The 10,338-nt window shown below is 74.5% G+C and carries 10 protein-coding genes; 5 read left to right on the top strand and 5 right to left on the bottom strand.

Going from position 1 to position 10,338, the window contains the following annotated elements; all coding sequences use genetic code 11:
* Window positions 1-611 precede the first annotated feature (611 nt).
* Entirely contained in the window at window positions 612-2,093 is a 1,482-nt protein-coding gene (locus BU198_RS04430; protein ID WP_188295505.1) for a hypothetical protein, read from the top strand.
* Between the two features lie 90 nt (window positions 2,094-2,183).
* Here the strand turns inward: BU198_RS04430 and BU198_RS04435 are convergent, their stop codons facing one another.
* A complete protein-coding gene (locus tag BU198_RS04435) occupies window positions 2,184-2,741 on the bottom strand; it encodes a hypothetical protein (RefSeq protein ID WP_188295506.1) in 558 nt (185 codons plus the stop codon).
* A gap of 288 nt (window positions 2,742-3,029) precedes the next feature.
* On the opposite strand from BU198_RS04435, the gene BU198_RS04440 reads away from it, so the two are divergent.
* On the top strand, window positions 3,030-4,541 hold the full coding sequence (locus tag BU198_RS04440; RefSeq protein ID WP_188295507.1) for a HEAT repeat domain-containing protein: 1,512 nt from the start codon (window positions 3,030-3,032) through the stop codon (window positions 4,539-4,541).
* 106 nt (window positions 4,542-4,647) lie between these two features.
* On the opposite strand, the gene BU198_RS04445 is transcribed toward BU198_RS04440, so the two are convergent.
* Complete coding sequence (locus BU198_RS04445) at window positions 4,648-5,490, bottom strand: undecaprenyl-diphosphate phosphatase (RefSeq protein WP_188295514.1); 843 nt, start codon at window positions 5,488-5,490, stop codon at window positions 4,648-4,650.
* Window positions 5,491-5,749: 259 nt separating this feature from the next.
* Window positions 5,750-6,445 (bottom strand): class I SAM-dependent methyltransferase, encoded by a 696-nt coding sequence (locus BU198_RS04450; protein WP_188295508.1) that lies wholly within the window; start codon window positions 6,443-6,445, stop codon window positions 5,750-5,752.
* A gap of 146 nt (window positions 6,446-6,591) precedes the next feature.
* Here BU198_RS04450 and BU198_RS04455 point away from each other — a divergent pair, with 146 nt between their 5' ends.
* The gene (locus tag BU198_RS04455) at window positions 6,592-7,182 is read left to right on the top strand and encodes a DUF4396 domain-containing protein (RefSeq protein ID WP_188295509.1); all 591 of its coding nucleotides are present in this window, start codon (window positions 6,592-6,594) and stop codon (window positions 7,180-7,182) included.
* A gap of 93 nt (window positions 7,183-7,275) precedes the next feature.
* On the opposite strand, the gene BU198_RS04460 is transcribed toward BU198_RS04455, so the two are convergent.
* Window positions 7,276-7,809 (bottom strand): PadR family transcriptional regulator, encoded by a 534-nt coding sequence (locus BU198_RS04460; protein WP_188295510.1) that lies wholly within the window; start codon window positions 7,807-7,809, stop codon window positions 7,276-7,278.
* A 147-nt stretch (window positions 7,810-7,956) separates the two neighbouring features.
* Here BU198_RS04460 and BU198_RS04465 point away from each other — a divergent pair, with 147 nt between their 5' ends.
* The gene (locus BU198_RS04465) at window positions 7,957-8,757 is read left to right on the top strand and encodes an alpha/beta fold hydrolase (RefSeq protein ID WP_188295511.1); all 801 of its coding nucleotides are present in this window, start codon (window positions 7,957-7,959) and stop codon (window positions 8,755-8,757) included.
* A 77-nt stretch (window positions 8,758-8,834) separates the two neighbouring features.
* Window positions 8,835-9,758 carry an aminoglycoside phosphotransferase family protein gene (locus BU198_RS04470; RefSeq protein WP_188295512.1) on the top strand — a complete coding sequence of 308 codons (924 nt, stop codon included), beginning with the start codon at window positions 8,835-8,837 and terminating at the stop codon, window positions 9,756-9,758.
* A 70-nt stretch (window positions 9,759-9,828) separates the two neighbouring features.
* On the opposite strand, the gene BU198_RS04475 is transcribed toward BU198_RS04470, so the two are convergent.
* The coding region (locus BU198_RS04475) for a biotin-dependent carboxyltransferase family protein (RefSeq protein WP_188295513.1) at window positions 9,829-10,338 on the bottom strand (510 nt) is incomplete at its 5' end.

The following is a 10,338-nucleotide window of genomic DNA, read 5'->3' on the forward strand; positions in this document are numbered from 1 at the left end:
ACCGGACGGCTCGTCGGCGGCACCGGCCTGGGGCCGGGGCGGCCGGCGGCTGCGGTGGGGGGGCGCAGCGCGGGGCGGGTCGCGGTGGGCGTCGGGGTCGTCGCTGAGGAGTACATGGGCTGAGGGTGGTCCCTTCCGGTCCGTCGGCGGGTGCTTCCCCGCGGGGGCGGGGGAGGGCCGGTGCCGTGTGCTTCCTGGCGTGACGGCGGCCCTGCGGGTGCTGCGGTGCGGCACGCGCGGTGCGGCGGGTGGTGCGCGGGCGCCGGGCACGGACGCGGGGTCGTGAACCCCTGTCCGGCAGTGCTCCGGCCGTCCGCACCCTGGGGAATGCGGTCGGCCGGACTGCCGTGGCCGTGCCCGGCGCCCCCGCGCCACCCGGCCGCGCCACCCCCTCGGGTGAGAACCGGGAGCGCCCCGTACCACCGTCGGGGGAAGGCCCCGACGCTGGTGGGACGCCGCCCGACCCGGGGGGCGAGGTGGCGCACTCCTACAACACACCCGTCGGGCACTGGCTTAGTAGTCTGGCGGGCCCTGGCGAACGGTGGCGAATGCTCGCCCGGCACTTGCCCGAGCCTCTAGCCTCGAACCAGCCGAGGAACCTGGGGGCTTCGTTGAGCAGGGAACCCAACACCCGACTGGCCGACATGTTCGTCCTGACCGGATGGTCGAAGGGCGAGCTCGCGCGGCTGGTCAACCGTCGGGGTGCCGCGATGGGTCAGCTGCAGCTGTCCACCGACACGTCGAGGGTACGGCGCTGGATCGAGCAGGGGGAGATCCCGCGCGATCCGGTGCCGAGGGTGCTGGCGGCCGTGTTCACGGAGCGGCTCGGACGTGTCGTCACCACTGAGGACCTCGGTCTGGAACGACACCGGCCCACCAGGTCCGGAGCGGACGCGTCCGCAGCAGTGCCATGGTCGCCGGATCGAACAGCCGCGGTCCTCACCGAGTTCACGGGAATGGACCTCATGCTGAACCGACGTGGATTGGTGGGCGCCGGAGCGGCGCTCACGGCCGGGGCGGTCATCGCCGACTCGCTGAAGGGCTGGCTGAGCGGGGACGCGGTCGCCTACGCGGCCTCCGTCCCCGGGCCCCGACAGGTGGTCGCCGGGAGCGGATCGCACCCGGTGGTCGACGTGTACGACGCGGGCCCGGTCGGGCTCGACGAGGTGGAGTCGCTGGAACACTCGGTACAGGTGTTCCGGGCCTGGGACGCGGCCCGCGGAGGCGGGTTGCAGCGCAAGGCGGTGGTCGGCCAACTGAACGAGGTCGGCGGCCTGTTGACACACCGCCACGCACCCGCCGTGGAGCAGCGGCTATGGCTGGTCGCGGCCAACCTGGCGGTGCTGGCGGGCTGGATGTCGCACGACGTGGGCCTGGAGCCCACCGCCCAGAAGTACTTCATGATCGCGGCCGACGCGGCCAAGGAGGCCGGTGACCGGCCGCGGGCCGGCGAGGCGATCTCCCGGGCCGCCCGGCAGATGGTGCACCTGGGCCGGGCCGACGACGCCCTCGACCTGATGTCGGCGGCCAAGGCGGCCGGCGGGCGGCTGCTGCCCAGGACGCGCGCCATGCTCAACACCGTCGAGGCGTGGGCGCACGCCTCGATCGGGCACTCGCAGGACACCTACCGGCTGCTCGGCGAGGCCGAGGACCTGTTCGCCGAGGAGGCGCCCGAACCGCCGCCGTCCTGGATGCAGGTGTTCGACGAAGCCGAACTGCGCGGCATGCAGGCCCTGGTGCTGCGCACGCTGTCCGAGCACGACCCGGCGGTGGCCCCCGAGGCCCGCAGGCACGCGGAGCGGGTGATCACCCTGCGGGAGGGCACCGGGCAGCTGCGGTCGGCGCTGTTCGACCGGATCACCCTGGCCTCGGTGCACTTGATCACCGGCGAGCCGGACGCGGCGCGGTTCCAGGCCAAGATGGTGATGAACCTGATCGGCCAGAACTCCTCGCTCCGGACCTGGGACCGGCTGCGGGAGATGTACCGGCTGACCGCCCGGTACCGGGGGCTGCCGGTGGTGGACGAGCTGCGGGAGGAGCTGGGCCGGGCGCTGCGGGCGGTGGACACCAAGAACCGGCGGCGGCTGAGCTGACGGGCGTCCCGGGGTGCGGGCCCCCGGGTGGTCGGGCCCCTGATGCGCGGCCTCGGGCCGGGGCTGGGAACAGGGCTCGGGGCGGGGCGCTCAGGCCGACGGGGCCGGGCGGAGCAGCATGCGCAGCGCGGTGACGGTGCCGTCCGGGCCGAGGACGGGCTCGCCCCCGAACTCGACGCCCTCCTGCCGTCCGTCGGACCGGCGGATCCGTACGGTGCCGGCGGCGGAGCGGCCGTGCACCAGGGCGTCGGTCATCATCCGCCGCAGCAGCGGCCGGTCCGCCTCGGGGAGCCGGTCCGGCAGCCGGTCGAGGCTGAGCGGGCCGTGGTCCGGGTCGCAGCCGAGGAGGAGGTAGGTCTCCGGGCTCCAGTGGGCGCCGTCGGTCAGCAGGTCCCATTCGGCGGAGCCGAGCAGGCCGTCGTCGATGCCGTCGTGGTCGCCGCCGTCGCCCAGGTAGGGGCCGGACGGCTCCTGTGCCGTGCCGTCCACTCTGCCGTCCGTTCCGCTGTCGGCGTCGCCCGTGCCGTCGCCGCCCGCGGCACCGGAGGCGCCGCCGTCGGCCCTGCCGATCGTGCCGGTTCCGCCCGTCGGGGCGCCGTCCACCATGGCGGCGCCCGGCGGGCGGATGGCACCTAACGGCATGTTCATGGCGGGCCCATCGCTCGGCTGTGGCCCACGGTGTGCGGACCGTTCGGGTGGTGAGAAGACTGTCGCACAGCGTTGTCACCCTTGCGGGCGATTTGGACAGAACGCAGACAAAGTTCCCCTGGCATATGCCACTGTGGCAGTAGCCGTCGTCGCCCTGTGTGCGGACGGGGGTCCGAGGCGGTAACCTTCGGTGATTCCGGCGCCCGGGCGCCCACCGCAGTACCGACCAGAGACCCCGGCGACGGAAATCCCGTTGCCACTACGACCGCCGCAACGGATGCTGACCTCATGTTCGAGCCAGTGATAGCACCCAGTGCCAGCCTCCTAGGCCTCCTTCAGCGAGGCCGTGGTGACGGGCAGCTCCACGCGCTGGCCGCCGACCGTGCCGAGGCCATTTCCGCGCTGGAGGAGTGTGTCACCAGGGACCCGCGAGCCGACTGGCAGGTCGAGAGTCGCTCCCTCTACTACGCGCGCATCTACATGGACCTGGAAGCCCCCCTCGACGGCATCGAGGACCACCTCCACTCCGCCGAGGACCTGGTCACCGACGACGAGAGCCGCACCGGCCTCGCCCTCTCCGTCCTGGGCCACCTCGCCTCGTACGGCCGGCGCGACGCGCTGCTGATGCTGCGCGAGTACGCCGCCACCGGCGCCAACTGGTCCTGGGCCCTCGACGAACTCGCGCTGCGCGACGACGACCGCGGCCTGCTGCTGCTCGGAACCGCCGTGCTGGACCACTTCCCGCCGGGCCCCGAGGGCGACGCCGAGCTGCGCGAGTTCATCCGCAACGCGTACGAGCCCAGGCCCTGGCGGCTGTGGGCCTCCTACCACCCGAGAGTGGCGGCGGCCAGCGAGCAGTCGCCCTTCGACCTGTGGCAACGCCAGGTCAACCGCAGCGGCGTCACCCCCGGCTGGTCAACCGCCGACGTGCTGGCCTGGGCCGACCAGGGCGAACTCGGCAGCCTCGGCGCCGGTGCCTTCCTCGGCCGGCCCGACGCCCGCACCGAGCCCGTGCGCGACCCCGACCCGCAGTCCGGCCCCGATGCGGTGGACCGCCGAGCCGCCGCGGCCGCCCGTTGTCTGACCGCCGTCGTCCGGCCCGAGGACCGCCCGCTGCTGGTGGAAGCCGCGCGCGGCGGCCTGCCCGGCGCCCGCCGGGCCGCCCTGCGCCACCTGGTCGAGCAGCGCGACCCGGCCGCCGTCGAGCTGATCGAGACGGCCGCCGCGGACGTGGACGACCGGATCGTCCGGGCCGCCCTGGAACTGCTCGGCCGGATGCGCGGCCCCGAGGTGCTGGCGCAGGCCCGCCGCTGGGCCGACCCGGCCACCGGCGGTGCCGACAGCGCGCTCGGCGAGGCCGCCGTCCAGCTGCTCGCCGACGCGGGCGAGCCGGGCGACGCGCCGCTGGTGGTGGCCGGGCTGCGCCGCTGGATCTCCGTGCGCGGGGTCAGCGGTACCGGGCTCGGGTCGCTGGTGGACGGTGCGGGGCGGCTGGTCGCCGCCGACGCCGTACCGGTCCTGCGCCACGTCTACGGGGAGGCCGGCTCCTCGGAGCTGCGCGGACGCGCCGCCCGCGCGCTCGCCGTGACCGATGTGCACTTTCCCGAGGGGCCCGCCGTCGAGTGCCTCTGGGACTGCGAGGAGTCCACGCGTGAGCTCGCCGCGCGCCATGTCGCCACCACGGGCGACGCGCGTGTGCTGGAGCGGTTGCGCAGGCTCGCCGCCGACCCGGCCGAGGAGGCCGAGGTCCACGCCGCCGTACGCGGCCGCCTGACCGCCGCCCGGGAGCACGGGCGTTAGGGTCGGCCCACAACGTTCAGTGGGCCGGGACACCGACACGGTGTCCCGGCCCACTTGCTTCCGCGGGTCCTCGTACGTTCTGTGGTCCTCGTACTGAAATCCGGTTCTACTTCACCGCACCCGCGTCCGGGGTCAGCACGCCTCCGATGACCAGTCCGATGATCAGGACGCCGAGGAGCACCCGGTAGACCACGAACGGCATGAAGCTGTGGGACGAGATGTACTTCAGGAACCACGCGATGGCCGCGTAGCCGACCACGAAGGCGATCACGGTGGCCAGGATGGTCGGACCCCAGGCCGGGGACGGGCCCTCGCCGATCTTGAACAGCTCCAGTGCCCCCGAGGCGAGCACCGCCGGGATGGCGAGCAGGAACGAGTAGCGGGCCGCCGCCTCCCGGCTGTAGCCGAGCAGCAGGCCCGCGCTGATCGTGCCGCCGGAGCGGGACACACCGGGGATCAGCGCCAGCGCCTGGGCCAAGCCGTAGGTGCCCGCGTGCGGCAGCGTGAGGTCGGTGATCGGACGGGCGTGGCGGACGGCCCGGGTACGGTCGGCGAAGGCCAGGATCAGGCCGAAGACGATCAGCGTGGTGCCGATGATCCGCAGGTCGCGCAGGTGGGTCTCGATGGTGTCCTGGAACAGCTTGCCCAGGATGCCGATCGGCAGGGTGCCGATGATCACGAACCAGCCCATCCGCGCGTCCGGGTCCGAGCGCAGCGCCGGCCGGAACAGGGACAGCGACCAGGTCTTGATGATCGAGGCGATGTCCCGGCGGAAGTAGATCAGCACCGCCGTCTCGGTGCCGAGCTGGGTGACGGCGGTGAAGGCCGCGCCCGGGTCGTCCCAGCCCAGCAGGGCGGAGAAGACCCGCAGGTGGGCGCTGGAGGAGATCGGCAGGAACTCGGTGAGCCCCTGGATCAGGCCGAGGACGGCCCCGTGGAACCAGTTGATCACCGGACACGCGCCGGGGATATCCGTCGGGCGTGGGGCAGGGGCGGCATGGGCGGGTCCTTGCGGGTCGGAAGGGCGGGCGGGGCCGCCGCGGGCCGCCCGGCCCGCGGGCCGCGCGCGAGCACGGCGCGCGGCTGATGGTACGGGGTGAAGGTGACGGTTTTTTGTTCACCCTGTGTTCGACCGTCGCGCGCGGAGCCGGGCCCGGTCCGGAGCCAGTGTCAGGAGCGGCTCCGAGCATGGGCCGCACGCGGCCGGTTCAGAGCACGGGCCGCGCGCGGACCCAGGTGCGGTCCGCGGTGAGGTAGCGCTCGACCACCAGGTCCGCCTCCGCGAGCGCCTGCTCGAACGCCTCGGTGTCGAGCGGGCGGGACAGGAAGGTCTGGGTCCAGGTGCCGTCCGGGAAGGTGTACTCGAAGCGGACGGAGTCGACGCCGTCGCCGACCGGCGTGGCCGAGACGAGCCGGGACCACGCGTCCGGGCCGATCCGGTTCTCCCGCGGCACGTTGCGGTGCCAGTCCTCACCCTCGCGCTGCACCAGTACGCAGCCGTCCTCGCCGACGTGCCGGCGGCAGGTCTCCAGCAGGCCCCGGCGGACGGTGACGTCACCGGCGTGCACCAGGAAGGAGGCGAGCATGACGACGTCGAAGCGCTCGCCGAGGTCCAGCTCCTCGATCGGGCTGCGCACCGTGCGGACGCCGGGGCGGATCCGGGCCAGCATCTCGGCGGACTCGTCCACGGCCGTCACGGTGAAGCCGCGGTCGGTCAGCGGGTGCGTCATCCGGCCGACGCCGCAGCCCAGTTCGAGGATGCGTGCGCCGGGTGGCACCGCGGCCTCGATCACGTCCGGGGCGTCGCCCACGGGGAGGCGGCTCCAGACCTCGACGGCGCAGCCGTCCGGGGTGATCGCGCCCTCGCCCGTTCCGTCGTAACCCTCGCGTCGCTCGTCTGCCATGCCGTTCATCCGAACACGGACGGGCGGGCAGGGGGAAGAGGGCGTCGGAACGGGGTTGCGACATACCCCAGGGGGGTATAAGTTCGACCAGCGACGGAGCAAGAGGGGCGGCGCCGAACGGGGCGCCGGGGCGAGCGGAGGACGACATGGCACACCCCGCACGGCACGAGCACCACCAGCAGCACGGGCACGCCGACCAGCGGCACGGTGGGCCCGGGGGTCAGGGACACCACGGGCACCACGGCGGGCACGACCACCCGGCGCAGACCGGTCACCGGCAGGCCCACGGTGGCGGCGGTACCAGCTGGCGGATGGCCGCGCAGGCGACCCTGCACTGCCTCACCGGCTGCGCCATCGGCGAGATCCTCGGCATGGTGCTCGGCACCGCCTTCGGTCTGCACAACGGCGCGACGGTGGTGCTCTCGATCCTGCTGGCCTTCGTCTTCGGCTACGCGCTGACCATGCGCGGCGTGCTGAAGTCCGGCCTCGACGTCGGCGCCGCGGTCAAGGTCGCGCTGGCCGCCGACACTGTGTCGATCCTGGTGATGGAGCTGATCGACAACACCGTGATGGTCACCGTTCCGGGAGCGATGGACGCCGGTCTCGGCGACCCGCTCTTCTGGGCGGCGCTGGCGGGTTCGCTGGCGCTGGCCTTCGCGCTGACCGTCCCGGTCAACAAGTGGATGATCGGCCGGGGGCGCGGCCACGCGGTGGTGCACGCCCACCACGGGCACTGATCCCGCTCCGAGGCGTCTCCCGCCCGCGGCCCGTACCGACCGTTCGACGGCCGGTGCGGGCCGCGGCGCGCTCCGGGCGGGCCCGACGCCGTTCTAGCGCGGGGCGCCCTCCAGATCGGACAGGGTCGCCGCCAGCCAGCCGAGTTCGGCCTCGGTGGTGGCGCGGGCGACCAGCAGCAGCCCGCGCCGGAACGGATCGGTGAACTCCTCGGCGCGGATCGGGCGGTCGCCCTCGTAGAAGAAGCCGGCGGGCTCGGCGAGGAAGGCGAGCCGGCGGCGGAGCACGGCGGCCTGGGCGGCCGGGTCGGTCAGGTGCCGTAGGAAGGCGAGCAGGGTGAACCAGCGGTTCTCGTCGCTGACGTCGAGCGGTTCGGGCTCGCGCAGCCGGTCGAGCAGGGCGGTGCGGCCGGCCTCGGTGAGGTGCAGGGTGTGCCGCGGGGCGGCGGCGCTGCCCGGCTCGGTCTCGCGGACGAGCAGGCCGTTGGCCTCCAGGCGCTTGATCGCGGGGTAGAGCGTGCCGTCGCTGATCGGGCGGACGTGGCCGGTGAGCGCGGCGAGGTGGCGGCGCAGCTCGTAGCCGTGCAGCGGCCGGTCGTACAGGAACCCGAGGATCGCGAGCTTCAGCATGGGGTCACTCTCTCAGATCCATCCCTCGGGGCGTGGATATATCGCTATCGCTATACCTCGGCATCGATGTATGGTCCTGCTCGTCCGCCGGAACCCCCGGAGCCGGCCTGCCGGTGCCGGGACCCCTCGGAAGAGGAGCGTGTGAGCATGCGTGAGGCCCCCGTCACCCCGAACGGCGACCGGATCCGCTGGGTCGAGCTGCCCGGTACCGAACTGACCGGCACCGAACTGACCGGCACCGAGCCGGCCCGGCTCTACCTGCACGGGCTCGGCGCGAGCTCGCCGGCCTACTTCGCGGCCGCCGCCGTCCACCCGTTGCTCGCCGGGCGGCGCTCGCTGCTCCTGGACCTGCTCGGCTTCGGCCTCAGTGACCGGCCGACGGACTTCGGCTACACGCTGGAGGAGCACGCGGACGCGGTCGCGGCGGCGGTCGCGGCCGCCGGGCCGGACCGGGTCGAGGTGGTGGGCCACAGCATGGGCGGGGCGGTCGCGATCGTCCTCGCCCACCGGCACCCGCGTCTGGTCGAGCGGCTGCTCCTGGTGGACGCCAACCTGGACCGGATCGACCCCGACCGGCGCCACCTCGGCAGCAGCGGCATCGCGGCCTACACCGAGGAGGAGTTCCTGGCGGGCGGCCGGGACGAAGTCGCCGAGCGGGTCGGCCCGTTCTGGTGGTCCACCATGCGGCTGGCCGGTCCGGAGGCGCTCCACCGCAGCGCCCGCCACCTCGCCAGGGCGACCGTCCCGGCCATGCGCGAGCTGCTGCTCGGCCTCGACCTCCCGCGCACCTTCCTCCACCCGGCGGCGGACGGCGAGCCGGCGGGCGCCGACGCCCTGCGGGCAGCGGGCGTGCGGGTGGTCGCGGTGCCCGACTGCGGACACAACATCATGCTCGACAACCCGGACGGCTTCGCGGCCGCGGCGGCGGAGGCGCTCGGGCTGGGGTGATCGGGCGGGGGCGACCGGGCGGGGCCGGCCGCCGTCCGCCGTAGGGTGAGGTGAACCGCCCGAGAGGAGCCCGTCCGATGTCCGTCGAGGTACCACCCGCGCTGGCCGCGTCCCTGGAGGGGGCCCTCGGCGCCGAGGGGCGCGCCTGGACGGCCGGACTTCCCCTTCTGGCGGCCGAGTTGCTCGACCGCTGGGAGCTGCGCCCGGACGGGCCGGTCGCGCACGGCGTGGTGGGGCTGGTGCTGCCCGTGCTGCGCGCCGACGGGACGCCGGCCGTGCTCAAGCTCCAGCCGGTGGACGAGGAGACGGTCGGCGAGCCGCTCGCCCTGCGGGCGTGGGGCGGCGGCAGCGCAGTCCGGCTGCTCGATCACGAACCGGCCACCGGTTCACTGCTGTTGGAGCGCCTGGACCCGGCGCGCTCGCTGCTCGACCTCCCCGACGACCTCGCGGCGCTGCGCGTGATCGCCGAGCTGCTGAGAGAACTGACGCGGCATCAGGCTCCGTCCGGGCTGCGAACTTTGGCGGACACGGCGGGCCGCCTGCTGGAGGCGGCCCCGGCAGCCACCGCCTCCCTCGCCGACCCGGCGGAACGGCGCCTGCTCGCCGACTGTGCGGCCGTTCTGCGTGAGGCCCGCACCGAGCCGGGCGACCGCCTGCTGCACTGGGACCTGCACTACGGCAACGTGCTGGCCCCGCTCCCGGGCAGTGGCCGGGCGCCCTGGCTGGCCATCGACCCCAAGCCGTTGGCCGGCCACCCCGGCTTCGAGCTGCTCCCGGCGCTGCGCAACCGCTGGACGGACCTGGTGGCCACCGGGGACCTCGCCCGGGCGCTGCGGCGGCGCTTCGACCTCCTGACGGAGGTGCTGGAGCTGGACCGCGAGGTGGCGGCGGCCTGGACGCTCGCCCGGGTGCTGCAGAACGCGGTCTGGGCGGCCGAGGAGGGCGAGACGGGGCTTGACCCGGCTCAACGCGCCGTCGCCGAACTGCTGTTGGGGCGTTGAGCGCGAAGCCGATGCGCGGTTCGGGACCCGGCTCGGGGCCCACCCAGTGCCCCGCTCAGCGCCCCCCTGCTCAGTGCCCCCGCAGCGGCACGAAGCGCACCGGCGTCCCCGGCCTGGCCTGCGCGGCGGCCGGCAGGTCGCCGGCCGGCACGACGCCGATCACCGGGTAGCCGCCGGTCGTCGGGTGGTCGGCCAGGAACACCACCGGCTGCCCGTCCGGCGGGATCTGCACCGCGCCCGACACCATGCCCTCGCTGGGCAGTTCGCCGTCCCGGGCGCGGGCGACCGGCGGCCCCTCGGTGCGCAGCCCGACCCGGTTGCCGGTCGGGGAGACCAGGTACCGGTCGCGGCCGATCCGGGCCACCGCCTCCGCGGTGAACCAGTCCGCGCGCGGCCCGAGCCGCAGCCGCAGCACCAGCTCGGCCGGGGGAGCGGGCAGCGGCACCAGTTCGGGCCGGGCCCGGTACGGCGGTGGGGGGCCGACCGGCAGCCGGTCCCCGGCGGCCAGCGGGGCCGGTCCGAGCCCGGCGAGCAGGTCCGCCGAGCGGCTGCCGAGCACAGATCGGAAGCGCGTCGGGGG

The organism is Streptomyces sp. CBMA156 (assembly GCF_014596515.1).
GTDB lineage: Bacteria > Actinomycetota > Actinomycetes > Streptomycetales > Streptomycetaceae > Kitasatospora.

What these genes read in the sequence shown, in the direction of transcription:
- BU198_RS04435 (WP_188295506.1), bottom strand. Translation starts at nt 2,741, where the DNA reads ATGAACATGCCGTTAGGTGCCATCCGCCCGCCGGGCGCCGCCATGGTG.
- BU198_RS04460 (WP_188295510.1), bottom strand. Translation starts at nt 7,809, where the DNA reads ATGCTGAAGCTCGCGATCCTCGGGTTCCTGTACGACCGGCCGCTGCAC.
- BU198_RS04470 (WP_188295512.1), top strand. Translation starts at nt 8,835, where the DNA reads ATGTCCGTCGAGGTACCACCCGCGCTGGCCGCGTCCCTGGAGGGGGCC.
- BU198_RS04455 (WP_188295509.1), top strand. Translation starts at nt 6,592, where the DNA reads ATGGCACACCCCGCACGGCACGAGCACCACCAGCAGCACGGGCACGCC.
- BU198_RS04465 (WP_188295511.1), top strand. Translation starts at nt 7,957, where the DNA reads ATGCGTGAGGCCCCCGTCACCCCGAACGGCGACCGGATCCGCTGGGTC.
- BU198_RS04450 (WP_188295508.1), bottom strand. Translation starts at nt 6,445, where the DNA reads ATGGCAGACGAGCGACGCGAGGGTTACGACGGAACGGGCGAGGGCGCG.
- BU198_RS04440 (WP_188295507.1), top strand. Translation starts at nt 3,030, where the DNA reads ATGTTCGAGCCAGTGATAGCACCCAGTGCCAGCCTCCTAGGCCTCCTT.